Genomic DNA, 26,113 nt, shown 5'->3' with positions numbered 1-26,113 from the left:
GTGATACGAGTGTCAAAAGCATGGTCGCGGACGCCCCTTGGCAATGGTAACATATGTCTGTCATACGAGCGTCGCGGTCCAAATTGAGACGGTCAAAATTCAGGAGGGTTCCGCATGCCGGAGGAAATCGTTATCGTGAGCGCGGCGCGTACGGCCGTTGGGTCTTTCAACGGCGCCTTCGCAACGATACCCGCGCATGAGCTTGGCGCTGCGGTGATCAAGGCGGCGCTGACCCGCGCCAAGACCGACGCAGCGGACGTCGATGAGGTGATTCTTGGCCAAGTCTTGACCGCGAACCAGGGCCAAAATCCCGCCCGTCAGGCGGCGATCAAGGCCGGCGTGCCGCAAAGCAAGACCGCCTTTGGGCTCAACCAAGTGTGCGGCTCAGGCCTCCGCGCGGTGGCGCTCGGCCTGCAGCAAATCGCCAGTGGCGACGCCAAGATCGTCGTCGCGGGCGGCCAGGAGAGCATGTCGCTCTCCCAACACGGCGCTTATTTGCGCGGCGGCACCAAAATGGGCGATCTCAAATTCGTCGATACCATGATTCGCGATGGGCTAACCGACGTGTTCAACGGCTACCACATGGGTCAGACGGCGGAAAATGTGGCGGCGAAATGGCAGCTTAGCCGCGAAGACCAGGATAAATTCGCGCTCGCCTCACAGAACAAGGCGGAAGCGGCACAGAAGGCCGGTCACTTCAAGGAAGAAATCGCTCCCTTCACGGTGAGCGGGAAGAAGGGCGACATCATCGTAGATTCGGACGAGTATATTCGTGCGGGGACGACCCTTGAGGCACTCGCGAAGTTAAAACCCGCCTTCGCCAAGGACGGTACCGTGACCGCGGGAAATGCGTCGGGCATCAACGACGGCGCCGCCGCCGTCGTCTTGATGAGCGCCAAGGACGCTGCCGCCCGGGGCCTAACACCGCTTGCACGAATCGCCGCATGGGCGAGCGCCGGGGTTGATCCGGCGATCATGGGCACCGGCCCAATCCCCGCCTCCCGCAAGGCGCTCGAAAAAGCCGGGTGGAAGGTTAAGGATCTCGATCTCGTCGAGGCGAACGAAGCCTTCGCGGCGCAGGCGCTGGCAGTCAACAAGGACATGGGCTGGGATCCGGCGATCGTCAACGTCAATGGCGGTGCCATTGCGATCGGCCATCCGATCGGGGCGTCGGGCGCCCGGGTCCTCGTGACCCTTCTGCACGAAATGCAGCGCCGGGGTTCCAAAAAGGGCCTGGCGACACTGTGCATCGGCGGCGGCATGGGCATTGCCTTGGCCGTCGAGCGCTGAGCGCCGCGACGGGTGGTGGCATTTCAGTTTGAATCGCTTTCGTTAAGCAAAAAATGGAAGGGGCGGAGCGCATGGCCAGGATAGCGGTAGTCAGCGGCGGCACGCGCGGGATCGGTGCCGCCATAAGCGTGGCTCTCAAGGAGGCGGGTTACACCGTCGCCGCGAACTATGCCGGTAACGACACCGTCGCCGTGAAATTCAAGGCGGAGACGGGAATCCCCGTCTACAAATGGGATGTGTCGAACTACAAGGCCTGCGCCGAAGGCCTCGCCAAGGTCGGCCATGAGATAGGGCCAATCGATATTCTCATCAACAATGCCGGGATCACCCGCGACACGATGTTTCACAAAATGACGCCGGAGCAATGGTACGAGGTGATCAACACCAATTTGAATTCGCTTTTCAATATGACGCGGCCGCTGATCGAGGGTATGCGGGAACGCTGTTTTGGCCGCATCATCAACATCTCCTCAATCAACGGCCAGAAGGGCCAAGTGGGTCAAACCAATTATACGGCCTCGAAAGCGGGCGACATTGGCTTCACCAAAGCCCTCGCCCAGGAAAACGCCGGTAAAGGGATCACAGTTAATGCCATTTGCCCCGGCTATATTGCGACCGACATGGTCAAGGCTGTTCCCGCCGAGGTTTTGGAAAAATCGGTCCTGCCATTGATTCCGGTTCGGCGGCTTGGGGAGCCGGAGGAAGTCGCCCGATGCGTCGTCTTTCTTGTCGCCCCCGAGGCCGGTTTCATCACCGGCTCGACGCTCACCATCAATGGCGGACAATATATGGTGTAATCGCCGCGCTTAAGGATAAGGCGACGACGGCATCCTATTGCGTTGGTGTGATTTCCGCACTTTTGGGAGCGTTGAAAGTAGGCCGAGCTCGCGGCAGCTGGGCCTTCGAGCGAGCCCTGCGTCGCCAGTTTTGCTTTTCCGCATGATCTTAACCAAAAAATATGCGACTTTCCCGGACCGTGCTCTCAATTTCCGGTCCAGATTAAGATTTTGCGATGAAGTTTCTCGATACTGCAAAGGTTTATATTAAGTCAGGCGCCGGTGGGGCCGGGTGCTTGTCGTTCCGGCGCGAGAAATTCATTGAATTCGGCGGCCCCGATGGAGGCGATGGCGGCCGCGGCGGCGACGTCATCGCCGAATGCGTCTCTGGCCTCAACACCTTGGTCGATTACCGCTACCAGCAGCATTTCAAGGCGGCCACCGGCATGCACGGAATGGGGAGGAATCGCTCGGGCGGCAAAGGCGCCGACGCAATTTTGAAAGTGCCCGCTGGCACCCAGATCTTTGACGAGGACGGCGAGGTTCTTCTCGCTGATCTCACCGAGGTTGGCCAACGCATCCGCCTCGCGCGAGGCGGCAACGGCGGCTTCGGCAACGCTCATTTCAAATCTTCGACCAATCAGGCTCCCCGCCGCGCCAATCCGGGCCAGGAAAGCGAGGAACGGACCATCGTGCTTCGCTTGAAGCTGATCGCCGACGCCGGGATTGTCGGCTTGCCCAATGCCGGAAAATCGACATTTCTCGCGACCGTCAGCTCAGCAAAGCCTAAAATCGCCGACTATCCCTTCACCACCTTGCATCCGCAGCTCGGCGTTGCAGCTTGCGATGGCCGTGAATTCGTCATCGCCGATATTCCGGGTCTCATTGAAGGTGCGCATGAAGGTCATGGGCTTGGCGACAGGTTTCTGGGCCATGTCGAACGCTGCCGAGTGTTGCTCCATTTGGTCGATGCTGGAACCGAGCATGCGGGCAAGGCCTATAAAACCGTGCGCCGCGAACTCGAAGCCTATGGCGGCGGTCTCGCGGACAAGCCCGAGATTGTCGCCCTTTCGAAAATTGACACGGTCGATAAGGTGGCGTTGCAAGCTCAGGCGCTCCGCCTCCAGCGGGCGGCCAAGCAAACACCGCTGCGGCTTTCGTCGGCGACTGGGGTCCATCTCACCGAAACGTTGCGGCTGGTTTTGGCAAAGATCGACGAAGCAAGAGCCGCCAAGATGGTTCAGCCCGCCACCGCCGCGGAGTGGCATCCTTGAACGCGGCAACCCAAGTGGCCGTGGCGTCTCCTCCCGCCAGCCTGCCCCAAATCAAGGATTTCAAGCGCGTCGTCATCAAGGCGGGCTCGTCGCTGCTCGTCGATCGCGGGCAAAGCTGCGTCAAGCGAACATGGCTCGAATCGCTGGCGCAAGACATCGCGGATCTGCACGCACGCGGCGCCGATGTTCTTGTCGTGTCATCGGGCGCGATCGCTCTGGGGCGCACCGTGCTCGGCCTGCCGGAACGTGACCTTAAACTTGAAGACAGCCAGGCTGCCGCCGCCATCGGGCAGATCGCCTTGGCGCGCATCTGGGCGGAGGTTCTCGCGGACCGAAAGCTCACCGCAGGCCAAATTCTCGTCACGCTCGGGGACACGGAGGAGCGCCAGCGCTATCTCAACGCCAGGGCAACCATCGGCCGCCTCCTTGATCTGCGCGCAGTGCCGGTGATCAATGAGAATGATACGGTCGCGACCCATGAGATCCGCTATGGCGACAATGACCGCCTCGCCGCCCGCGTCGCGACGATGGCGAGCGCCGATCTCTTGATTTTGCTTTCCGATGTGCAAGGTCTTTATACCGCGCCGCCATCGGAAAATCCGGCAGCGGAGCTCATTCCTGTCGTGGCCCGGGTGGACGCGTCCATCGAGGCTATGGCAGGCGGCGCCGCTTCGCGGCTTTCGCGCGGCGGCATGCGCACAAAGATTGAGGCAGCAAAAATCGCCACGGCCGGCGGCACCCATATGATCATCACGGACGGGCGGGTCGAGCACCCGGTCTCTCGCCTCGAGGATGGGGCGCCCTGCACCTGGTTCCTGACCGGCTCGAACCCGATGACCGCGCGGAAAAAATGGATCGCGGGCGCCCTCGAACCGCGCGGCGTTTTGCATGTCGATGCGGGAGCGGCGCGCGCCATTGCCAGCGGCAAAAGCCTGCTGCCCGCCGGAGTGACACGGGTCGATGGCAGCTTTACGAGCGGCGATTGTGTCTTGATCCGCGATAGCCGCGCCGTCGAGATCGGCCGCGGTCTCGTCGCCTATGACGCGAGCGATGCGGTCTTGATCGCCGGGCGCAATTCGCAGGACATTGCAACTGTGCTTGGCTCGCCGGGCCGCGCGGTGATCATCCACCGGGATGATATGGCGCTCGCTCACGACAAGATTGCCATATGGGAACCGGATACCAATGGGACATCTTAAAACTATCGAAGACGACCACCGGGAGACCAACACCGTCGAGCTCATGGCCGGCATCGGCCGCTCAGCCCGCGCCGCCGCGCACGCGCTTTCGCTCGCTTCGGCCGGGACAAAAAACCTTGCAATCCGCAAAGCCGCTGAAACAATCCGTGCGCGGGCGGACGATATTCTTGCCGCCAATGCGCGCGATATGGCGTCCGCCAAGGCGAACGGCACGGCCAGCGCCTTTCTCGACCGGCTTGCCCTCGATGGACCCCGCATCGAGGCTGTGGCCAGGGGCCTCGATGACATCGCCGCCCTCCCCGATCCCGTCGGCCGTGTGCTCGCAACGTTCGAACGACCGAACGGGCTTTTGATCGAGCGCATCGCAACCCCGCTTGGCGTCATCGGGGTTATTTACGAAAGCCGCCCGGCGGTGACGGCGGATGCCGGCGCGCTGTGTCTGAAGGCCGGCAATGCGGCCATTCTGCGCGCTGGCTCGGAAAGCTTTTTTTCCTCAACCTGTATCCACGAATGTCTCGTGGCGGGACTTGCCGCGGCTGACCTGCCAACCGCCGCAATCAGCCTCGTGCCGGTACGGGACCGCGCCGCGGTCGGGGAAATGCTTGGCGGGCTTGGCGGCAATCTCGATGTCATCGTCCCGCGTGGCGGCAAAAGCCTCGTTGCGAGGGTTCAAGCCGAGGCAAGGGTGCCGGTATTCGCGCATCTTGAAGGCATCGTGCATGTGTATATCGATCGCGGCGCCGATCTCGGCAAGGCGCTATCTATCGTTTGCAACGCAAAGCTCCGGCGCACCGGAATTTGCGGCGCCGCCGAGACTTTGCTCGTCGACCAAGGTTGCGCCGCGACGCATCTCGCACCGCTCGTCAAAATGCTGCTTGATGCCGGGTGCGCGGTGCGGGGGGACGAAGCAACACGCGCCGTGGACTCGCGGGTTACCGCCGCGAGCGAGGCGGATTGGCGGACCGAATATCTTGATGCGATCATTTCCGTGCGCGTCGTCGAGGATCTCGATGAGGCCATCGCGCATATTGAACGCTGCGGTTCGCATCATACGGACTGTATCATCACCGAAAACCAGGCGGCGGCCGAGCACTTCTTGAAGGAAGTCGATTCGGCCATCGTGATGCACAACGCCTCGACGCAATTCGCCGACGGCAGCGAGTTTGGCTTCGGCGCGGAAATCGGCATCGCGACGGGGCGGATGCACGCGCGCGGTCCAGTCGGACTGGAGCAACTCACCTCATTCAAATACCGGGTACACGGCACTGGGCAGACTCGCCCTTGAATTGTGCGCCTTATGTCAAGATCCCGCCTTTTGTGCCTGGCCTGCGCGTGGGCCTCTTCGGTGGCAGTTTCAATCCTCCTCATGACGGACATCGGTCGGCGAGCCTGCTGGCGTTAAGGCGCCTGCGCCTCGATCGCATCTGGTGGCTCGTGAGCCCGGCAAATCCGTTGAAGGACAAGAGCGAGTTGGCGCCGCTCGCGGAGCGAGCCGAAGCGGCGGTAAAAATCAGCCGGCATCCGCGCATCGTGGTGAGCGTGCTCGAAGCGAGGATCGGGGCGGCCTATAGCTATCAGACGATTACCTATTTGAAGCGGCGATGCTCCGGTGTCCATTTTGTCTGGATCATGGGGGCGGATAATTTCCGCTCCTTCGATCGCTGGCAGCACTGGCGCGAGATCGCGCGGCTGGTTCCGATCGCCATCGTCGATCGCCCAGGTTCGACGCTCACGGCCCCGAGCGGCCGCGCGGCGGAGACCTTGGCGGCTTACCGTGTCGATGAAGCGGACGCCGGATGTCTTGTTACGGAGGTACCACCGGCTTTTGTGTTTCTCCACGGGCCTCGCTCGCCGATGTCCTCGACGGCATTGCGCGAAACATCTCAACGGATCATTGCCAGACCCAAAACAGCATGACCCAACTCGCAACGCCGATCGCAGCGGCGCAGGCGATCGACAAAGTCGCGGCACCCCGGCGCAAAACAGGCGCTCCCGCAATACCCGCGATTTTCCAGCCAAGGACGATGGTCCAGAGCGCCGCGCCGCCGAGGACCGCTGCCCGCAAGGGACCTATAAATTCGAGCGCAAGGCCCTCGGCCCGCAGCATGGTGACGGTGATCGCGCTAAGCCCGAGAAACACGCCGCAGCCCGCGATCGGAATGAGAGCCTGGACGAGATGATGAAATCTGGCGGCGGGCGAGGGTCCAAGGGCACGCGCCGCAAGCCACACGAAGAACGACACGGCGGCGCCAATGACGAGCGCGGTCACGCCGATGTAGGCCAACAAGACACCGCCATCGAGAACGGTCATTTGATCGTTGAGCGCGGGATAATCCGTCAGAACCCACCACGGCGGCTGCGCCGTTAATGGCCACAGCACGCCATGATCGACAAGCCAGCCAGCGGCCGCCTGCTTCCACGCAACATACCAGGGACTGACGCTCCAGTGAAAAGCCCCCGCCGCGATGCCCATGAGGCCGAACACGATGAGCAGGCTTTCCCACCGCTTTGGCGCCGCTCCAGCGATATGGACAATCTCGTGATTGGGCGAGCGCGGCGAAAGGCTGATGGCGCCGCGAAAGCCGCTGCAGCGGCCGCACATATGGCAGTCGGAGGCGCCGCGCATGGTCTTGATCGCGACGAGCGGCGCGCAATTGACCATCCGCACCCCGGCGTTCCCGGTCTGCCGCGACACCGCCCAGGCCTCTTCGTCGACAGCGAAATGGACCGGCGCCAGTTTGGCGAGCACGCCGAAGACACCGTTCACCGGGCAAAGATAGTGGCACCAGACACGCTTGTTGCGGCCATACAAATAGCCGGTGACGATCGCGCCCAGCGTCGAGCCGCCGAGAATGAGCAGCACTGGCTTTGGATATTGGTAGACGCTGATCATCTGCCCATAGATCGTGGTCATGGCAAAAGCCACGAAGGGCCAGCCTTTCCAAGTAATCCAATGGGGGATCGCATGGCCCCTGCTGTAGTGGCTCACAGCCTCGGTCAATGCCCCCTCGGGACAGAAAAGCCCGCACCAGGAGCGGCCAACCAAAACCATGCTGAGGAGGACAAACGGCCACCAGACACCCCAAAAGGCGAACTGCGCAAAGAGCGTAAGATTGTCAAAGATGTGGGCCAGGCGTCCAGGCAAAGGCAGAAACGCTGGGATCGCGACAAGAACCAGATAAACGAGAACGATTGCCCATTGGCCTCGCTGGATGAGCCGTTGATGGCGGCGCAACCCGTCGCCAAGTGCGTTCATCGCTCGTGGGAGCCAGCCCCGGCGCTCCGGTTCGAAACGAGGAGCCGGATGCGCGGGCGCCGCAAGGGAGGGCACGGGCTCTGGCGAAACCAAGAATTCCGTCATGCAAACCGCTCTCCAACCGCAATGAGCGCTCCCGGGGAATGTCTCTCGCGAGACTTATTTCGCGACCAGCACCGCCTTTGGCGCATCGGGATGAAAATCATCGAAAAAAGCATATTCGCCAGGGTCAAGCGTCCGGAACACAAGCATCGAACTCGACTTCGGCGCAAGCACCTTTTCCTTGCGCAGTTCGTTGCTTTCGAATTCGGCCGGCGTTTCGCCCGCATTGATCAGATGCAGCCGGAACTGCCGGTTGGCTGGCACTTCAAGACGCTGCGGAACGACCACGCCATCCTTGAACTCGATCCGGAAAACTTGCTCTTCCTCCGCCCGCGGAGCCACCGGACCGCATGCGAGAAGGATGGCCGCCACCAAAATTGCCGCCACGCCCCCCAACAACCAACCCCTGACACCCACTTCAATACGCACCTTTTTTTCCTATTCCAGCATAAGTGAACTCAAATTCGACGGCGAAGGTCTTGAACCAAGGAGCAACGCCGGTTTCCTTGTCGACATGGCGGCCGAAATGGGCGTGCCCATTCGCATCCGGCGGCGCGATCGTGAGAATGAGCTTGTATTTGCCAGGCCCCATCATTTTAACGTTGTCGCCATAGTGGGGGCCGTCATTGGCGACCATCGGCATGAAGTCGCCTTTCTGAGTCTGTTTGTCATCAAGCTTCGTCAGCTCATAGGCGACCGTGAGATAGGGAATCCATTCGCCGTCCGCGAAACCGTTCTTGTTGTCCTTAGCCGCCTTGATATCGGATTCAAGATGCACGTCGGATTCAGCGGCCGGCCGCATGACGCCGGGGGGATCCATTTCGATCGGCTGCAGATAGACCGCGCCAATCTCCATCCCGTTTTTTTCCTGCGATGCACCAACGGGATATTCCTTGGCCGTGGCAGCACCGGCGATTGCCAATACGCTCGCGGCAAGAACCAAAGTAAACCCAAGCCGCGCCATTTTGTTTTCCCGCAATGCGCCGATGAAACCCAGACCTTAGCTCAATAATCGATAACTATACCAGACAAATCGTAACTTTTATATTGAAAACCACGTGACTATGTAGACCGATGTTTTACAATCATTTTAAAAATGTCAATTTAGAAGTATTTCAAGCTAGTTGTTTCTACTGTTTGCCGGTTTGCTACTTTTTGAGTGCACGAGATAGCCGGGAGATGTCAATATCGGAGCCTGCGATACCAAAGCGCAGCCAATCCGGATGCGCTGTGAAACGCCGTACCAATATGCCATTTCTCGCCAGATGATCGAACCAAACTTGCGCGTCATTGTGACACGCAAGCCGGAAGAGCGCATTGCTGCCAGCCACTGAAAAACCGGCCGCTGCCAGTATGTTGTCGAGCGCCAAGCCCTGTGCCATGAGGCGCATCGACGCGTCCGCGAGCCAGGCACGATCGAGTAAGGCTTTTGAACCGATCGCGATGGCCACGCCCGAGACCGGCCAGGGACCGAACGCGGCACGAAGTTTCTCCGCGAGAGCTTTCGGCCCGGCCGCGAAACCGAGCCGGAGCCCGGGCAAGCCATAAGCCTTGCCGAAGGAGCGCAACACAATCATCCCTTGTTCCGGCATCCCCGGAACGGCACTGGCGCCTGGTTCAAGAAAATCGACAAAGGCTTCATCGACAACCAACAAGCCGCCACTCCCAGCGAGCGCCGTCGCGAGTGCATGGAGATCCGCCGCCGCGACAAGTCTGCCGTCGGGATTGTTGGGATTGACGATGATCACAACATCCTGCCGTTCGAGTTCCGCGAGGTCGCGGGCAATTGTCACTTTGGCTCCGGCCGCGGCCCAGCGTGCCGCATATTCGCAATAGGTAAATCCCAGGATTCCAACCCACTTTGCGGGCACGAGATGGGGCAGCCAATTGATGATCGCCTGGCTGCCCGGCGCGGCAATCGTCTCGGCGGTCATGGGGGTGCGGTAGGCTCTTGCGGCCGCCGCTTCGAGCGAGCGAATCGCCTCCTGTTCCGGCAATCGCGCAAAACTTTCCGGTGGCGGATTGGCGAACGGATAGGGATAGGGGTTGATACCGGTCGAAAGATCGAGCCAGGGTTCTGGGGCTTGCGGATAGGCTTGTCGCGCGGCAAAGAGGTTGCCGCCATGCGCGGGCATTTCAAAGCTTTGAACGGACGTCTCACCCATGGATTTGGCCGCAAATTTGACGCTCGCGGCCCTCGCGGCCACCCTCGAGGCGGGCCTTGGCTATCCGCCCTGGCTGTTTCGCGCGATCGGTCATCCGGTCACTTGGATCGGTTGTCTGGTCGCGCTCGGCGACCGGCGCTTGAACCATACGGATCGCTCCTTTGCGTACCGGCGGACAATGGGAGTGGTGGCGCTCGCCTTGCTTTTAGCACTCGCTTGGAGTGCCGCCACCCTTTTCCACCTTGCGCTTGCGAGGCTCCCTCCCGCGGCCGGCTTGGCTCTCATGGCACTTGCCGCCTCCAGCCTCATCGCACAACGAAGTCTCGACGCACATGTCCTGGCCGTCGCCGAGGCGCTCGCCATAGGATTGGACGAAGGCCGCGTGGCGGCAGCTAAAATCGTCGGCCGCGATGTCGCGTGCCTCGATGAGGCTGACGTCGCCCACGCGGCGATCGAGAGCCTCGCCGAAAATTTCTCCGACGGTATCGTGGCGCCCGTGTTCTGGCTCGCACTCGGCGGCCTTCCGGGCGGTGTTTGCTACAAGGCCATCAACACCGCCGACAGCATGATCGGCCACCGGACGCCGCGGTACGCGGCCTTCGGTTTTGCCGCCGCGAAACTTGACGATCTCGTCAATTTTGTTCCAGCGCGGCTCTCCGCCTTGTGGGTCGTCATCGCGGCACGGATCGTCCCAGGCACTTCGCCCAAAACAGCCTGGCGTGTCGTGCGGCGCGACGCGCGCGGGCACCCTTCCCCCAACGCCGGCTGGCCCGAGGCGGCGTTCGCCGGCGCTCTCGGCTTGCGGCTTGGCGGCCCGCGTGCCTATGCGGGAACGACGGTTGACGATGCCTGGATCGGTTCAGGCAAAGCGCCTTGCACCCAAGACATAAGGCGCGCGCTCGTTCTCTATCGAAGTGCCTGCACCGTCCATTGGATCGCCCTGGCGCTGACGGCAATTCTTATCTTGCAAGCGTGAGAAGACGATCGAGGTCGAGATGCGTTTCAAGATGCGCAGCGACGGCGTCGAGCGCCGCCTCCAGAGTCTCTTCATAGGAGACGCCGGACCCTTTGCCGCCAAGGCGGGCGAGGAGAGCGCTTCGTTGCCCGGCGTCCGTGAAAAGCCCATGCACATAGCAGCCGCTCACCAAACCGTTGGCGGACACTGCGCCATCCTTGCGTCCATCGCTAAAATGCAACAAAGGCCGCCCGCAATCCGGCCCAAAACTGCGGCCAATATGCATTTCATAGCCGGTGAAAGGGGCGCTGGTGCGCGCGTCTTTTCCTTGTACGGGCGCCAGCAATTTGTCGCCCAAGAGATCCGTCTCGATGTCGAGCAGGCCAAGCCCTGGCATCTCGCCAGGAGGACCTTCGATGCCTCCGAGATCGCGAATGACTTTGCCAAGCATCTGATAGCCGCCGCAAAGGCCGAGCACATGGCCGCCGCGCCGCAGATGCGCGCGAAGATCGATGCCCCAGCCCTCGCCCAGGAAACACGCAAGATCGGCTAGCGTCGTTTTCGAGCCAGGCAGAATGACAATCGCCGCCTCAGCTGGCAAAGTTTCGCCACGTCGCACCATCACGAGACGGACATCACTTTCTAGCACCAGCGGATCGAGATCGTCGAAATTGGCGATGCCAGGCAAAACTGGGACAGCGATCGTGATCTTGCCGTCTCCGCGGGGCTTGCCAATGGGAAGGCCCTGCGAATCCTCCTCCGGCAAATGGGCGGCTGTGGCACAAAACGGAATCAGCCCAAGGCTGGGCCAACCTGTAAATTCCTCAATCCTTCGCATGCCATCGGCAAACAAAGAGGAATCGCCGCGAAACTTGTTCACCAAAAACCCTTTGATCAATTCCGCATCGGCCGGATCGATCACCGTCTTGGTCCCAACGATCTGAGCGATGACACCGCCGCGATCGATGTCACCCATCAAAATCACCGGCACATTGGCGGCGCGGGCAAAGCCCATGTTGGCGATGTCGTTCGCGCGCAAATTGATTTCCGACGCGCTGCCGGCGCCTTCCACGAGGACCAGGTCAGGATTCCCACACAGCGTTGAGAAACTGTCGAGCACGGCCGGAAGAAGTTTTGGTTTGAGCTCCTGGTAATCGCACGCCCGAGCCTGGCCAATGACCTTGCCGCGTAAAACGATTTGGGCGCCATGTTCGCTGTGCGGTTTCAACAGGACAGGATTCATGTCGATGCTTGCGGGCACCCCGCAGGCCCGTGCCTGCGTTGCCTGGGCCCGGCCGATTTCGCCGCCGTCCGGCGTAACGGCAGCATTGTTCGACATGTTCTGCGGCTTGAATGGGCGGACAGTGAGCCCGCGATTGCGATAGGCGCGGCAGAGACCGGCGACAATCAGCGATTTGCCAACTCCGGAGCCAGTGCCTTGCAGCATCAGACTTTTGGCCCGCCGCGCGACGTTCAGAACTCGATCCCCTCTTGCGCCTTCACGCCAGCCTCGAAATGATGCTTAACGAGACTCATCTCGGTCACAAGGTCCGCCACTTCCAGCATTTCGGGCTTTGCATTGCGGCCGGTCACGACGATGTGAAGCGCTGGTCTGCGGGACCGCAACACCGCGATCACCTTATCGAGAGGCAAATACTCGTAGCGCAACGCCACGTTCAATTCATCGAGGACAACAAGTTTTAGCTTGGGATCGGCGATGAGGTCTTGCGCCTTCGACCAAGCCGCCGCCGCTGCCGCCATATCCCGCGCGCGATCTTGCGTCTCCCACGTAAATCCTTCGCCCATCGTGTGCCAGGACAAAAGATCGGAAAACCGGTTCAAAGCCCGTCGCTCGCCGGTATCCCATGCGCCCTTGATGAATTGCACGACGCCGCAAGGCCAATCATGCCCAAGCGCGCGCAGCAAAAGCCCCAAGGCCGCCGTCGATTTCCCCTTGCCCTTGCCGGTATGGACGATAAGGAGGCCTTTTTGGGTGATGGTCTTGGCGGCGACCTCGGCATCCTGCGCGGCCTTGCGCTTTTCCATTTTTTGCTTGTGGCGAAGAGCTTCGTCGTCCAGCACGCCGGTTCTTCCTTTCAATCGCTTGCAAGAATGACATGCGAGGTCTTGAAGAGCGCGGTAACCTCCGCGCCAGCCGCCACTTCGGCGGCATCGGCGCCTTCGCTGGTGATCACGGCCACGAGGGTTTTTCCCTCACCAATATCGATGGTGACCTCGCTATCGGCACCATCGTCGATGCGGCTAATGATTTTTCCGGCGATTCTGTTGCGTGCCGAGATGCGTAACGCCTCGCCACGGGGCGCCAGCATCACCGAAGACGCATCGACCATGGCGATGCAGCCTCGGCCAATCGTGAGTCCGAGAGCCTTCACGCTCGCATTGGTGACGGCGGTTGTGATCATAACGCCGGGCGAGACTTCAAGCTTGACCTCGTTATTGATCGTCGCCGGAGTGATTTTGACGACCTCGCAAAATAACGCGTTGCGGAGGCTGAGTTTGAGGCCGATGCCCAAAAAGAGCAAGTCACGCTCGTGCTCCAAGCCTTCTTCAGCGATCGCCGTCGAGATATGTCCGAGTTTTTCCTCGAGACGGCGGAAGGCGGCGATCAACCGCCGTCCTTCAATCGTCACTTCGGCGCCGCCGCCATGCGAGCCGCCTGTACGGGTGATGAAGGCCGGACGCGGCAGCAGATTGTTGATCGCATTGACTGCGTCCCACGCCGTCTTGTAGCTGAAGCCCGTAACCTCCGCCGCCTTGGTGATGCTCTTGTGCTCCACCACGGATTCGAGCAGGGCGATGCGCTCGCGCCCGATCAGCAGCCGGCCGCCGGCACGCCATGCCAGCAAGCTATCTATCTCTCCGGGTGAACTCCGCGCCAATTTGCCCTCCCTAAATCTGGCCGGTTCCCGGCATTTTTTCCACCGGCATTCCCAATATGCGATATGTTGATGCAGGTTGATAGTTATCCTTTTACCTGCTGGCGCGGCCTTTGCCGAATGGGCGGCCGAGCGCCTATGGACGCAGGCCTTCCAAACCCATAATGGATGAGGCAGGGAGGCAAACCTACGGATTTTTCGATTTTGACAACGCTTCTTTTGAGCCACCCCGCGTGTCTTGATCACGACACCGGAACTGGTCATCCCGAACGCCCGGACCGCATCCGCGCGATCATGGAAGCCCTCAATGAGCCGCGCTTCGCGCCGCTGCGGCGGGCGGAGGCCCCCGGAATCAATCGCGCCGCCGTCTTGCGGGTGCACCCCGCAGATTATGTCGATGCGATCGAATCGGCCTCCCCCGCGCGAGGACGAATCTATCTCGACGCCGATACGCCAATGAGCACAAAAAGCTTTGCCGCAATCGCGCATTGCGTCGGCGGCGTCACATCGGCGGTCGATGACGTCATGCAAGGAGCCGTTCAAAACGCCTTCGTCGCAATGCGCCCCCCGGGCCATCACGCCGGGACCGCATCGCCGATGGGGTTTTGCTTCTTCAACACCGCGGCGATTGCCGCCCGTCACGCCCAAGCCGTCCACGGCGCCGAGCGGGTGGCGATCCTCGATTTCGACGTCCATCACGGCAATGGGACACAGGAGATTTTCTGGTCCGACGCCTCGGTGCTCTATGCCTCGTCGCATCAAATGCCGCTATTCCCTGGCACGGGCGGGCGCGACGAATGCGGTGAGCACGACAATATCGTCAATGCACCGCTCCTTCCCGGCAGCAATGGCGAGATATTCAAGGAAGCCATGGAACTGGCGCTGCTGCCGCGCATCGATGCGTTTTGTCCGGATTTGATTGTCATCTCGGCGGGCTTCGACGCGCATCGCCGCGATCCGCTGGGCGGCCTTGATCTCGGCGAAGCGGATTTCGCCTGGATCACCGCCCGGCTCATCGAGATCGCGGCAAAACACGCCAAGGGCCGTATCGTCTCGATTCTCGAAGGCGGCTATGATCTCCAAGGCCTCGGTCTCTCCGCCGCCGCGCATGTCGCAGCGCTAATGGAGGCATGAAGAGGTTTTTGACCGAAACCATGTCCAAATCGTACCAAAACGTTTCACGTGAAACGTTTTGGTACGATTGCGCTGCTCCAAGGCTGCACCGCCTCATACATTTTTCGGCATCTGAACGAAGTGGTGTTCTGCGCAAAAGCTGTATTTTCGGCCGCCGGGATGACGAGCGGCGATTGCGCGAGTCCGCGACGCATTGTTCACGGCCATTCCGATGCCAGAACCGAAATACATGTGGAAATACGAGGCTAGATGTCCCATCTAAGGAAAGCGTCGACTCTGACGCGGCAGCTGTGGGGATTTGGCGATGCGCCGGGACTGGACAATTGGAGTTCTCGCGATCGCCTCAGCGTTTGCTTTTGCACCGGCCGCGCAAGCATCTACACCGCACAAGGGAACTGCCGCTTACCGGCATGCCAGGGGCCCCTCTCACCGGACCTATATCCGCAGCGTCGGGCACGGAGAACGAGCCCTCTACACGACCGGACGAAAAGGCCACATGATCGACCTCGTTGGCGACCCGGACAGTGGGTATGGTTTTTATCCGCTGCCGGTCCGTTATCGCATCGGGGCCGCGCGCTATCGCGCGACGCATCCGCGTCCGCCGTGGGACAACCCGGTTCTTTTCGCGATCGCCGCTGACGCCTCGCGCTACTATGATTGGATTCCGACGAACCAAGGCTACCGCTACGGCGTCTTCAACCCTGAGGATGGCGTTGGAACGCCGTTCTTCGGCGGCTACTATGGGTCTGGCGATTGACGGCAAGCCGACCCGTCTGCCTCCGGGCATTGCTTCCGTGCCCTGATATAAAATATCCGCATATGTTTCGCGAAAGCCCCGGCTGTTAGTTCACGTCCCGGTTTCTGCTCTCCGCCCAGATAAGCACCGGTTTGTGAGAGCCAACTGGGAAACGAATCACATGCCAATGCGAATGGGGAGTGGAATTGATCGCCGTCCAGGCTGGCCGGTGGCCGCCGCGATGTGTTTGCTTGCCGGAATTGCCAGCTTGTGGCTAAGCCCGGCCTTCGCGACAGGGATAAATCCGAATTTGACTTTAATCTGTCCCAGCGGCGGGCTGGGCGAACCTCAATTGGGCGATCCAAAGACAGGAAAGACTTTTGCGATCACCGATCCGCAGATCAAAGCGGTTGCCGTAAAAGCTTGCAACCCGCCAATTCTCGGCGGCGCCAGCGGTCTCGTGAACATCGTAAACAGCCGCAACGTCCCGATTTTTGTTGGCTTCACGACGATCGATCACAATCCAGGACCCATTTCATGGGGCAATGGCTGCACCAAGTCGGGTACGGGGGCAATAATTGCCAGCGGAGCTACGTGCATCGCCAACGTGACAAGCAATGGAGTCGCTTCGCGTTTTTGCGCCTCGTTGACGCAAGTTCCGGCGGATTGTTTCAATGCCCAAGTCAATCATCAAACCATGGTCGAAACAAACTTTGAACCCGCCAGCAATCCGGGCTGCTTCAATAAGGGAAACTGTGTCTGGTTTGATATAAGTGTCATTCCATCGACGTGCACCGACACATTATGGAAGGCAAACCAATGCGCGGGGACCGGCGGTGCCGCGTACAATCTTCCAGTGTCGGTCGCCTGCAATGGCAATACGATTTATACGTGTCAAGGGCCAGCCAGCACCAAATATGGGACGGCAAACTATCCCAGCATGTGCGGCAACCCGAATGCGATATGTCAGGGTTCTGCCAATTGCCTCAATGCGTATTTTTATCCAATGTTCGATCCTCCCGAGAACCAATATCAGCCGAACACTGCTTGCTTGAGCGGCCAAACTTTGACCGTCAATTTCCTGGCCGGACAATAAGTTCTTGAGCCTGCCTGCACTCTGTAGAACTTGGATGCCAAAACCGCCGCGATGAAAGCTGGCGGAGCGAGTGAAGGGAAAACCGCAAGGAACTGGGCGCCGGTCTCGCGCCACTCCTTGCGGTTATTGGCATCATGCCCGGCGATTTGCGCCGGCACTAAGGACCTCAACGGCCGCCCGCCTTGGCCACGGAGCATTCGCCCGGGATGCTTAACCCTCCCGATTCGGGGTCCCAAGCACATGAACGTTGGGCGCCAGCATCGCATTGTCGAACTGCTGGGTGAACATGGGCGCCGCGAAAAAAGCGACTGCCCGCAAGGTGTCCTTGCCCGTGTTGGCGAGGTCATGACGTAACGGCGTCGGGAGAACGAACACGCTGCCAGGTCCGACCGCATGGATGGTGCCATCTTCCAAGCGAAGTTCGCCAGCACCGGAAAGGATATACTGCGTCTCCTCGGTGGCGTCGGTATGCCAGCCGAGCCGCCCGCCCGGCTCGATTTCGTACACGATGGTGGAGGATTGGGTCGCACCATGTCCGCCATAGGTGGCGAATGCGCCAGCCCAGCGGACCGCAGGGTCATCGACTCCGCCGACATGCGCGCGCGGAAGATTTTGGGTGGAAACGACATAGGCTGAGCTCACGGCTGCCTCCTGATGACGAACTCGCCCGGCGGCACCGCACGGGTCTCGCAAGCGATATGACTGCTTTCTAATGACGTCAACGCGTAATTCATATCAATGTGAACGGCTAAAGCAAAGACGCCGTCTGTACGGCAATCTCCGGCGCAACATTATCCTTGAAGTCGTAAAAAACCCGAGTAGCCTCTGCCTATCGATCAGTTGACCGCATAGACACCGTCTTACGAAGACTGGAGCTTTACTGATGACAACACGCATTGACCTCATCAAGATTTTCGTCGTCGCCGTTCTTCTTGGGATCCTGTTGTTTTATCTCGCACATCGTGGTGCGTGAGCGAGCTAGGCCGACACATATCTGCGAGCGGCTTGTAACCTTCTGGACAAGATTTTACTCCAATCCCTCGCAGGCGGTGATTTCGATGCCAAAGCCGGACAGGCCGACATAAGTCATCGGCCGCGACGTTCGCAGGCGAATTGAGGAGATGCCAAGATCTCGCAGGATCTGGGCACCGAGACCGATTTCACGCCATTCTTGGATCCGCTTCGTTTCAGAATCGTGTTTTTCCGTATCAGCGATGCTGACTGGAACGCCCGCCGTGCCGTCGCGCAAGAAGATGAAGACACCTCGGCCGTTCTTCGCGAACGCCGCGAGCGTTTTGCGAATACTGTCGCCGCCAGAAATGACATCGGTGATGATATCGACACGATGCAACCTTGCCGGAATATCACGGCCATCGCCGATCTCGCCTTGGACAAAGGCGAAATGCTGGACGGCGTCATAGGGCGTGACATAGGCATAGCCGGTGAGCGGACCGCTGGTGCCCGTCACCTTGAAGGTTTTGACGCGCTCGACGATTTTCTCTCGCGCCTGCCGGTGCGCGATTAGATCCGCGACCGATATCCGTTTGAGTTCGTGCTTTGCCGCGAATGCCTCGATTTGCGGACCCGCCATGACGGTGCCGTCGTCATTGGCAAGCTCGCAGATCACGCCGACAGGCGGCAGTCCCGCGAGATTGCAAAGATCGACCGCCGCCTCGGTATGTCCCGAGCGCATGAGGACGCCGCCCTCCCGCGCGATCAGCGGAAACACATGGCCAGGGCGGACGAAATCTTCGACGCCCATATTGCGATTTGCGAGGCCGCGAACGGTGTTGCTGCGCTGCTCGGCCGAAATCCCGGTGGTCAAACCGTGTCTGACATCGACCGAGACGGTGAAGGCGGTGCCGAGGGGCGCCTCATTGGCCGCCACCATCGGCTGGAGGTTGAGGCGCCGTGCGTCGGCGGCGGTCACAGGCGCGCAGACGATGCCGCAGCTGTTGCGAATGATGAAGGCCATTTTTTCCGGCGTGCAAAGCGACGCCGCGCAAACCAGATCACCCTCATTTTCACGATCGTCATCATCGGTAACGATGACGATTTCGCCGCGCGCGATGGCTTCAATCGCTTCCGTGACGGAATGAGACATGGGTACAATCCCTTCGGTAGCGCCGGATTCAAGAAAATCATTCGGCGTGACAGCGCCCCCTGTCTCGCGCAGGATCAGTTGCGCCGTCTCACGCGAGACCCAAGCCGTGTTTTGATTGCAGATTTGCGAAACGGAGCCCTTAGAGAGGCCGGTTCGCCGCGCGAAATCCGCGCGGGTGAAATTGTTGCGTTTGAGCCAGTCGCGGAGTTTCAAAATCTTTGCCCGGGAAATAGGTTAGTTTAGCAAGGCTAAACTATGCACGTGGTGCCGTTTTGCAATAGCAAACGCGGCCCCCTTACGGGAGAAGTGCGGTGGCCTGCTGCCAAGAGCGGCGGACGAAGTCTGCCGCAGGTTCAGCGCACGCAAGACTTGCAGACTGCCCAGTCCAAGCCTGGAGTTTTTCTTTATCGCAGGCCCTCTGCGCGTCGTCCCGCATGGCTTGGGTGAGCCCGCGCTGAACAGGGTAAGGCGCCGGTGGCGGCGCGCCGTGCCCATCGGCGGCGCGCACATAAGCATTGGCAATCGCACGCCCCAAACGCCCGCTGAACGCACGGGTCAGAACCGTTTCTTCCGGCTCCAGTCCGGCCAGGGCATTGGCCCATGCGGGGTTCAATTTGGTTTCCGGGCAGCGGAGAAAGGCTGTTCCCATTTGCACGGCGCAGGCGCCGAGTGTGAGTGCCGCGGCAATTCCGCGTCCGTTGCCGATACCGCCGGCAGCGATGACCGGAACCGACAGGCTGTCGGCGAGACGCGGCAGCAAGGCGAAGAGGCCGATGGCTTGGTGCTCGGCTGCTGATTGGTCAAAAGCACCGCGATGCCCGCCAGCCTCGATACCTTGGGCAATGATTGCGTCCGCTCCTGCTTCCTGCGCGCAAAGCGCCTCGGAAAGTGTCGTCGCGGTGGCGAACCAGGCAATTCCCTGCGCCTTGAGTGCCGCTACGAATTGAGGAGAGAAAACGCCCATGATCGACGAGACGGCACGTGGCCTTGCGGCAAGCAGCGCCGCGCATTGGGCGTCGAAATCCGGTCCCCGCGCGTCGCCTGCTTGCGGGGCAACCTCAGGCCCCCAGTCCGCCAAAAAACGCCGGACTTTGGCTTCGGCATCCCTGTCCCGGTAGGGTGGTGGATCAGGAACCCACAGATTGAGTTGGAAGCTTCCATGGCTCTGACGCCGGAACGCGGCGGACCACTCCGCAATACCTGCGGGTGGCGTCAATAGAGCGCCCATGGCACCCATACCTCCCGCATTGGCGACAGCCGCGCTCAATTCCACCGGGCATGCGCCGGCCATCGGCGCGAGCAGAATGGGAAGTTCGAGCCCGTAGCTTGCGCAAAAATTTTCGGCACGCGCGCGGGCGGAAGAGGCAACGCCATGCGGGCGTGAAACTTTCTCTTCAGCCAATCCGTCCCCCATTCGCATTTATGTCGCGGAAAAAGGCCATTTCGGACCCTCTCCGGTTTGGCCGCGATGGCGCAGGAACTGGTCGGCAAGGACGCAGGCGACCATCGCTTCGCCGACCGGGACGGCGCGGATTCCGACGCAAGGGTCATGGCGGCCCTTGGTCGCGATCTCGGTCTCTGCACCAAAGCGATCGACGGTCCGGCGTGGCTGCAAAATCGACGAAGTCGGCTTGACCGCGAAGCGCGCGACCACCGGCTGGCCGGTCGAAATTCCACCGAGGATGCCACCCGCATGGTTCGACAGAAACAGCGGCACGTCGCCGTTACCACGGCGGATCTCATCGGCATTGGCCTCGCCGAACAGCGCGGCGGCGGCAAAACCATCACCAATCTCGACGCCCTTGACCGCGTTGATGGACATCAAGGCGCTGGCAAGCTCGGCGTCGAGTTTGCCATAGATGGGCGCCCCCCACCCCGGCGGCACCTGTTCGGCGACGATCTCGATGACGGCGCCTATGGAGGAACCAGCTTTGCGGATGGAATCGAGATAGGTTTCGAAAAACGCCGCCGCTTTAACGTCGGGACAGAAGAAGGGATTTTTGCCGACCTCGTCCCAATCCCAGTTGGCGCGATCAATGGCATGCGGGCCCATTTGCACGAGGGCGCCGCGTATCAGTACGGGTGCGATGATTTTGCGGGCGATGGCGCCCGCCGCCACACGCATGGCAGTTTCGCGGGCGGAGGAACGGCCGCCGCCGCGGTGGTCGCGAATTCCGTATTTCGCATCATAAGTGACATCGGCGTGGCCGGGCCGGTAGGTGTCCTTGAGGGCGTCGTAGTCTTTCGAGCGCTGGTCGGTATTTTCGATCAACAGCCCAATCGGCGCCCCGGTCGTTACTTGCCGTTTGGTTTTTTCGTCTTGAAAAACGCCTGAAAGGATTTTGACCTGATCGGCCTCTTGGCGCTGGGTGGTAAAGCGCGAAGTGCCTGGGCGGCGCTGATCAAGGAAGACCTGGATCTCAGCCGCTTCGAGCGGGATCAGGGGCGGGCAGCCATCGACCACGCAGCCGATCGCCGGCCCGTGGCTTTCGCCAAAGGTCGTGACGCGGAAGAGATGGCCGAAGGTGTTGTGGGACATGGGCGACAGCTGCGCGATGTTAGATGTGGCAAGGGCTCGGCTGCAATTTAGCCTATAAGTGATTACTTGGACGGTTGAGCGGGATTGTTGGGTAGGGCATCGCCGCTGCCCCAACCAAAATTACCCCATCTGACGTCGGTGACTTCCAAACGCTTCCTTAGCAGTTGCGCCCGGGCCTCGGGAGAAAATTTCACACCGCCCGCATTAGCATCGATGAGGTTAAGCGCCCATTCACGTGCCTCACTAATCTGCTTTTCCTTGTCTGGATCAACCCTCAAAACATTCACACCTATTTGCACTAGATCTGCATTACGCTTTTCAAACCATATAGTGTAGCTAAATATAAGACTAGCCGAAGTGACAAATAATGATGCGATACTTATCAAGATCTGCATCACGGAGTTCAGACTGGGCAGCTGCATCGATTTCTCTCCAAAGAACAATGCATTGTGCATGTGCACCCTTCGGTATTTCACGACTGGATGCGTCGACGGCACAAACGAGCGCCTCACCCCTTCTCCTTCAGCAGCCGGCCCTTTTCGCGGTTCCAGTCGCGTGCTTTTTCGGTCTCGCGCTTGTCGTGCAATTGTTTTCCCCGCGCCAGCGCGATCTCGATTTTGGCCCTGCCCTTTTCGTTGAAATAGATTTTGAGCGGCACGATCGTCATGCCTTGCCGCTCGGTTCCCTGCGAAAGCTTGGCGATCTCGCGCGCTTTCAGCAGCAGTTTGCGCGGACGTTTCGGCTCGTGGTTGAAACGGTTCGCCTGCAGATATTCCGGGATATTCGCATTGACGAGAAACACCTCGCCCGCGCGATCGACGCTCGCATAGCTTTCCGCGATGGTGGCCTTGCCAGTGCGCAAGGATTTCACCTCGGTGCCGGTGAGCATCAAGCCCGCTTCAAAGGTTTCGCCGATTTCATAATTGTAGCGCGCGCGCCGGTTGTCCGCGGCAACCTTATACGTTCGCTCTGGCTTTGGGGCCACTTAGGACACCCCGCATAAGTTTGCTGCGTTAGGCATGAATGAGCCCCGCGTGGACCATCGCCGCCTTGATCGCGGCTTGCGCGCTCGTTGAAGCCGCCAACATGGGAAGCCGTATTTCGCCGGAAATCTTGCCAAGAGCCGAGACCGCATATTTCGGCCCCGCCGGATTGGGTTCGACGAACAAAGCCGCGTGCAACGGGGTCAATTGGTCTTGCAGCTTCAAGGCCGCCGCGAAATCGCCGGCAAGGCACGCCTCCTGCATTTGCGCGCAAAGTTTCGGCGCGACATTGGAGGTCACGGAAATGCAGCCATGGCCGCCATGCGCCATCACCCCGAGCGCGGTCATGTCCTCGCCCGAAAGCTGGATGAAATCAGGCCCCAGCGCCTGGCGCTGCAAGGCGGTGCGGGCAAGATTGCCGGTCGCATCCTTGACGCCCGCGATGTTCTTCAATTCATAGAGCCGCTTCATCGTGTCGATGGCCATATCGACGATCGAGCGCGGCGGGATATTGTAAATGATGATGGGGATGCCGACGGCATCATTCACCGCCTTGAAATGGCGGTAGAGACCCTCCTGCGACGGCTTGTTGTAATAGGGCGTGACGACAAGGAGGCCATCAGCGCCGGCTTGCTCCGCGAAACGCGCAAGTTCGATGGCTTCTTGCGTGTTGTTCGAGCCCGCCCCGGCAATGACAGGCACTCGCCCCTTGGCTTCGCCGATGCAGGCCGTGATGACCTTGCGATGCTCCTCATGCGAAAGCGTGGGGCTCTCTCCCGTCGTTCCTACCGGCACAAGTCCATGTGTGCCGCTGACGATCTGCCAGTCCACCAAGTCACGGAAACGGGTTTCGTCAAAGCTCCCATCTTCAAACGGAGTGACGAGCGCGGTGATCGAACCCCTGAAAGCCGTTTGTCTCCCAATTGCCACAGTTTTGCCTTTCCGAAGATCCCGCCCAAGTGACGCCTTAATTCACGGGCTCTGTACCGCATTGGACCCCGCACGAAGCGCCCCAAAAGCGCCAAGGAACGAAGACGAAGACATAGACACTAAACCAGCTGGCGGAAAGGGCTCTTTGCCAGGATCACGCAGCTGATTGCACGCCGGTCTTGGCCGGCCAGCGCTTTGGAGGACTTCGCGCGAGGCAGGCGCGGTTTGCTGTTTGTTAACGAAGAATCATTCAAAATTCTCCGTTTTCGCGCTGCTTTGTAAGATTGGATGAACCATGCTGACAAGGCATTATTTCCCCGGACGCCTTCTCGTCTCGCGAATTCTCATGGGGCGTTTCCCCGGAATCGGCGCTGTCGCCTTTTGCGCACTCACCGCTGGATGGATTGCCGGACAGCACGCGCAGTTTCCTTCGCAACCCCTTGAGAACCTCTCGTCCGCCGCTCTATCTCCTGCGCTGCCGCCACTCTCTCCGCGACAGGAGTTCCAGGCGCCACAAATCTCCAAGGGCACGGAGAATGGCGCGGCCGCAATGTCTCCCGCCAACCCGTTTTCTGGCGCCCCTCAACAAAGCGGGCAGCTCCCGCTGGAACCGGTTCCTCAGCAAGTTCATGACATGACCGGGTTTGCCCCAGCGGTCGCGGCTTATAAGTCTGGCGATCTCGCGCAAGGGGACGCCGCCGCCGCGGCAGCAAACGACAGGATCGTTAAAACGGCCCTGGAATGGGTCGCGCTGCGAAACTTTCCGCGCGAATCGGGGTTTGAGCGGGCGCAAGCTTTCATGCAGGCACATCCTGCATGGCCGGCCCTCGACTGGTTAAAAAGGCGCAGCGAGGAAGCGCTTTTCGGCGACCGCAAAAGCGTTGGACTGATCAAAAGCTTTTTCAGCGGCACCGATCCGGAGACACCGGCTGGCAAGCTTGCCCTCGCCCGCGCCCTGGCCAGCGATGGCAAGACCAGCGAGGCGGCCGCCCTTGCCCGCTCGGTCTGGCGCGAAGCCGACCTCAACCCTCAGCTTGAAGCCAAAATCAAAAGCGATTTCGGCAGCTATCTCGATAAGGCCGATCATAAATTCCGCGCCGATCGCCTGCTTTATAGGGAGCAAACCGCTTCGGCCTTCCGCGCCGCATCTTTGGCCGGACCGGACGAGCTGGCGCTCGTCAAGGCCAGAGCCGCGGTCAACGATGAAGCCCCAAGCGACAAGCTCATCGCGAAGGTGCCAGCGTCGCTAAGAACCGACCCTGGATTCCAGTTCGCATTGATCCACAAGCTACGCCACGCCGAGAAGATTCGCGCGGCGGCGGACCTTATGCTTGCCACCCCGCGTGACCCCGCGCTCCTGATCGACGGCGACGATTGGTGGGTCGAACGCCGGCTTCTCGCCCGTAAGCTTCTTGACCAAAACGACGCGGCGACAGCCTATAAGATTTGCGCGGAGCACTCCGCGATGTCGCATGAAATGCAAATCGAGGCGGAATTTCATGCCGGCTGGATTGCGCTGCGATTCTTGAATGACCCAGTGCGCGCATCCATGCATTTTGGCACGCTCGCCAAGCTCGCTGAAACACCAATGTCACGTGCCCGCGCCGCCTATTGGCAAGGCCGCGCCGCCGAGGCTTCCACGGGAGAGGGCGCCGCAGCCAGCGCTCATGCGTTCTACGAACAGGCGGCAAGTCATCCGGCGACCTACTATGGCCAGCTTGCGCGCGGAAAGCTCGGGCTTGCCTCATTGCCGATCCGCTCGATCGCCAACGAGGCCAAGGGTAACGAACGCGAAGATTCGATCAAGGTGATCGAACTGCTTTATACCGCGAGTGAAAAAGACTTGGCCGCGCCGCTCGTCTATGAAGCCGCCCGTCACCTCGCCGATGAAAGACAAGTGGCAGCCTTGGCAAGTCTCGTGTCGAAACAGCACGATGCGCATCTTTCGCTCAGTGTCGGCAAAATCATCAACCAGCGCGGCATGCCAGCCGACGCGCTGGCGTTCCCCGACTACGGCGTGCCATCGTTCACGCCATTGCAGAACTCCGCCGCGTCATCGGTTGTTTATTCCATCGCGCGCCAGGAGAGTGCCTTCGACCCAACGGCGGAGTCATCAGCTGGCGCCAAGGGTTTGATGCAGATGATTTTGTCGACGGCAAAACGGACAGCGGAGCGCGCCGGAGTCGCCTTCGACTCTAGGCGGCTTCTCACCGACGCAGCGTTCAACGCGCAACTCGCGGCGCGCCATCTCGGAGAACTCTTGGCCGAACAGAAGGGCTCCTACATCCTGACATTCGCCGCCTACAATGCCGGCGGCAAGCATGTGAAGGAATGGGTTGACGCTTATGGGGATCCCCGCAAACCTGGCGTCGATCCCATTGACTGGGTGGAGCGTATCCCGTTCACAGAAACCCGCAATTACGTTCAGCGGGTCATCGAAAATCTGGGCGTCTATCAGGTTCGCTTCGGTGAGTCGGAGCAAACGCCTGCGGAGGCTCTGCTCAACACGCAGGCAAAACTCTAGCAACGCTTGCGCCGCTAAAGCTTAGTGATCACGCCGCGCCGGCCGGGGCTTGGCGGCCCCGGCGCTTAAGATCGCGGTTTTGTTAACACGGCACCCCTCGAAATTTCGCGGCACTGCCGTATTATATAGCTCGATTATATAGCTCGCACGCAG

25 protein-coding genes are annotated in these 26,113 nt (G+C 60.3%); 11 read left to right on the top strand and 14 right to left on the bottom strand.

Annotated elements, in window-relative coordinates; translation table 11 throughout:
* Positions 1-114 precede the first annotated feature (114 nt).
* The 6 genes from QEV83_RS14750 (at position 115) to QEV83_RS14725 (ending at position 6,456) form a co-directional block, all read left to right on the top strand.
* Positions 115-1,290 carry an acetyl-CoA C-acetyltransferase gene (locus QEV83_RS14750; RefSeq protein WP_280128454.1) on the top strand — a complete coding sequence of 392 codons (1,176 nt, stop codon included), beginning with the start codon at positions 115-117 and terminating at the stop codon, positions 1,288-1,290.
* A gap of 71 nt (positions 1,291-1,361) precedes the next feature.
* On the top strand, positions 1,362-2,087 hold the full coding sequence (gene phbB, locus QEV83_RS14745) for an acetoacetyl-CoA reductase (RefSeq protein WP_280128453.1): 726 nt from the start codon (positions 1,362-1,364) through the stop codon (positions 2,085-2,087).
* A 215-nt stretch (positions 2,088-2,302) separates the two neighbouring features.
* Positions 2,303-3,340: a GTPase ObgE gene (obgE, locus tag QEV83_RS14740; RefSeq protein ID WP_280128452.1), complete on the top strand. Its 1,038-nt coding sequence runs from the start codon at positions 2,303-2,305 to the stop codon at positions 3,338-3,340.
* On the top strand, positions 3,337-4,539 hold the full coding sequence (proB, locus tag QEV83_RS14735; RefSeq protein WP_280128451.1) for a glutamate 5-kinase: 1,203 nt from the start codon (positions 3,337-3,339) through the stop codon (positions 4,537-4,539). Before obgE ends, proB begins: the two co-directional genes overlap by 4 nt.
* Positions 4,520-5,824, top strand: coding sequence for a glutamate-5-semialdehyde dehydrogenase (locus QEV83_RS14730; protein WP_280131085.1), 1,305 nt, complete (start codon positions 4,520-4,522; stop codon positions 5,822-5,824). The genes proB and QEV83_RS14730 overlap by 20 nt, the downstream gene beginning before the upstream one ends.
* Positions 5,821-6,456, top strand: coding sequence for a nicotinate-nucleotide adenylyltransferase (locus QEV83_RS14725; RefSeq protein WP_280128450.1), 636 nt, complete (start codon positions 5,821-5,823; stop codon positions 6,454-6,456). Before QEV83_RS14730 ends, QEV83_RS14725 begins: the two co-directional genes overlap by 4 nt.
* On the opposite strand, the gene QEV83_RS14720 is transcribed toward QEV83_RS14725, so the two are convergent.
* The 4 genes from QEV83_RS14720 to cobD all read right to left on the bottom strand — a co-directional run bounded on the left by QEV83_RS14720 (position 6,431) and on the right by cobD (position 10,062).
* Positions 6,431-7,795 carry a 4Fe-4S binding protein gene (locus QEV83_RS14720; RefSeq protein ID WP_280131084.1) on the bottom strand — a complete coding sequence of 455 codons (1,365 nt, stop codon included), beginning with the start codon at positions 7,793-7,795 and terminating at the stop codon, positions 6,431-6,433. The two genes, QEV83_RS14725 and QEV83_RS14720, sit on opposite strands and share 26 nt — an antisense overlap.
* Before the next feature lie 159 nt (positions 7,796-7,954).
* Complete coding sequence (locus QEV83_RS14715; RefSeq protein ID WP_280128449.1) at positions 7,955-8,326, bottom strand: cupredoxin domain-containing protein; 372 nt, start codon at positions 8,324-8,326, stop codon at positions 7,955-7,957.
* Complete coding sequence (locus tag QEV83_RS14710; protein ID WP_280128448.1) at positions 8,316-8,861, bottom strand: iron transporter; 546 nt, start codon at positions 8,859-8,861, stop codon at positions 8,316-8,318. Before QEV83_RS14710 ends, QEV83_RS14715 begins: the two co-directional genes overlap by 11 nt.
* Positions 8,862-9,045: 184 nt before the next feature.
* A complete protein-coding gene (cobD, locus tag QEV83_RS14705) occupies positions 9,046-10,062 on the bottom strand; it encodes a threonine-phosphate decarboxylase CobD (RefSeq protein WP_280128447.1) in 1,017 nt (338 codons plus the stop codon).
* On the opposite strand from cobD, the gene cbiB reads away from it, so the two are divergent.
* On the top strand, positions 10,061-11,038 hold the full coding sequence (gene cbiB / locus QEV83_RS14700) for an adenosylcobinamide-phosphate synthase CbiB (RefSeq protein WP_280128446.1): 978 nt from the start codon (positions 10,061-10,063) through the stop codon (positions 11,036-11,038). The two genes, cobD and cbiB, sit on opposite strands and share 2 nt — an antisense overlap.
* On the opposite strand, the gene QEV83_RS14695 is transcribed toward cbiB, so the two are convergent.
* Genes QEV83_RS14695 through QEV83_RS14685 form a run of 3 tightly spaced genes read right to left on the bottom strand, consistent with a single transcriptional unit; the run spans position 11,022 to position 13,917 of the window.
* Complete coding sequence (locus tag QEV83_RS14695; RefSeq protein WP_280128445.1) at positions 11,022-12,464, bottom strand: cobyric acid synthase; 1,443 nt, start codon at positions 12,462-12,464, stop codon at positions 11,022-11,024. The genes cbiB and QEV83_RS14695 overlap by 17 nt on opposite strands.
* A 26-nt stretch (positions 12,465-12,490) precedes the next feature.
* Positions 12,491-13,063, bottom strand: coding sequence for a cob(I)yrinic acid a,c-diamide adenosyltransferase (gene cobO, locus QEV83_RS14690; RefSeq protein ID WP_280131083.1), 573 nt, complete (start codon positions 13,061-13,063; stop codon positions 12,491-12,493).
* A gap of 50 nt (positions 13,064-13,113) precedes the next feature.
* Entirely contained in the window at positions 13,114-13,917 is an 804-nt protein-coding gene (locus QEV83_RS14685; RefSeq protein ID WP_280128444.1) for a TOBE domain-containing protein, read from the bottom strand.
* 201 nt (positions 13,918-14,118) lie between these two features.
* Between QEV83_RS14685 and QEV83_RS14680 the strand changes: the two genes are divergently transcribed.
* The 3 genes from QEV83_RS14680 to QEV83_RS14670 all read left to right on the top strand — a co-directional run bounded on the left by QEV83_RS14680 (position 14,119) and on the right by QEV83_RS14670 (position 16,880).
* On the top strand, positions 14,119-15,048 hold the full coding sequence (locus QEV83_RS14680; protein WP_280128443.1) for a histone deacetylase family protein: 930 nt from the start codon (positions 14,119-14,121) through the stop codon (positions 15,046-15,048).
* A gap of 304 nt (positions 15,049-15,352) precedes the next feature.
* The gene (locus QEV83_RS14675) at positions 15,353-15,805 is read left to right on the top strand and encodes a hypothetical protein (RefSeq protein WP_280128442.1); all 453 of its coding nucleotides are present in this window, start codon (positions 15,353-15,355) and stop codon (positions 15,803-15,805) included.
* Positions 15,806-15,965: 160 nt separating this feature from the next.
* Entirely contained in the window at positions 15,966-16,880 is a 915-nt protein-coding gene (locus tag QEV83_RS14670; protein WP_280128441.1) for a hypothetical protein, read from the top strand.
* 210 nt (positions 16,881-17,090) lie between these two features.
* Here the strand turns inward: QEV83_RS14670 and QEV83_RS14665 are convergent, their stop codons facing one another.
* The 7 genes from QEV83_RS14665 to dapA form a co-directional block, all read right to left on the bottom strand.
* On the bottom strand, positions 17,091-17,522 hold the full coding sequence (locus QEV83_RS14665; RefSeq protein ID WP_280128440.1) for a cupin domain-containing protein: 432 nt from the start codon (positions 17,520-17,522) through the stop codon (positions 17,091-17,093).
* Between the two features lie 385 nt (positions 17,523-17,907).
* Positions 17,908-19,197, bottom strand: a complete 1,290-nt coding sequence (gene ribB / locus QEV83_RS14660) for a 3,4-dihydroxy-2-butanone-4-phosphate synthase (protein ID WP_280128439.1) — start codon at positions 19,195-19,197, stop codon at positions 17,908-17,910.
* Between the two features lie 82 nt (positions 19,198-19,279).
* Positions 19,280-20,386 carry a nitronate monooxygenase gene (locus tag QEV83_RS14655; RefSeq protein ID WP_280128438.1) on the bottom strand — a complete coding sequence of 369 codons (1,107 nt, stop codon included), beginning with the start codon at positions 20,384-20,386 and terminating at the stop codon, positions 19,280-19,282.
* Positions 20,387-20,404: 18 nt separating this feature from the next.
* Positions 20,405-21,523, bottom strand: a complete 1,119-nt coding sequence (gene aroC / locus QEV83_RS14650; protein ID WP_280128437.1) for a chorismate synthase — start codon at positions 21,521-21,523, stop codon at positions 20,405-20,407.
* A gap of 62 nt (positions 21,524-21,585) precedes the next feature.
* Positions 21,586-21,978, bottom strand: a complete 393-nt coding sequence (locus tag QEV83_RS14645) for a hypothetical protein (RefSeq protein ID WP_280128436.1) — start codon at positions 21,976-21,978, stop codon at positions 21,586-21,588.
* Between the two features lie 53 nt (positions 21,979-22,031).
* Entirely contained in the window at positions 22,032-22,508 is a 477-nt protein-coding gene (gene smpB / locus QEV83_RS14640; RefSeq protein ID WP_280128435.1) for an SsrA-binding protein SmpB, read from the bottom strand.
* 28 nt (positions 22,509-22,536) lie between these two features.
* The gene (gene dapA / locus QEV83_RS14635; RefSeq protein WP_280131082.1) at positions 22,537-23,430 is read right to left on the bottom strand and encodes a 4-hydroxy-tetrahydrodipicolinate synthase; all 894 of its coding nucleotides are present in this window, start codon (positions 23,428-23,430) and stop codon (positions 22,537-22,539) included.
* Positions 23,431-23,731: 301 nt separating this feature from the next.
* Here dapA and QEV83_RS14630 point away from each other — a divergent pair, with 301 nt between their 5' ends.
* On the top strand, positions 23,732-25,960 hold the full coding sequence (locus QEV83_RS14630) for a lytic transglycosylase domain-containing protein (RefSeq protein ID WP_280128434.1): 2,229 nt from the start codon (positions 23,732-23,734) through the stop codon (positions 25,958-25,960).
* Positions 25,961-26,113: the final 153 nt, after the last annotated feature.

This window comes from Methylocapsa sp. D3K7 (assembly GCF_029855125.1).
Classification (GTDB): domain Bacteria; phylum Pseudomonadota; class Alphaproteobacteria; order Rhizobiales; family Beijerinckiaceae; genus Methylocapsa.
The sequence above is the reverse complement of the archived record's forward strand: the minus strand, read 5'-3'. Positions and strand labels throughout refer to the sequence as shown.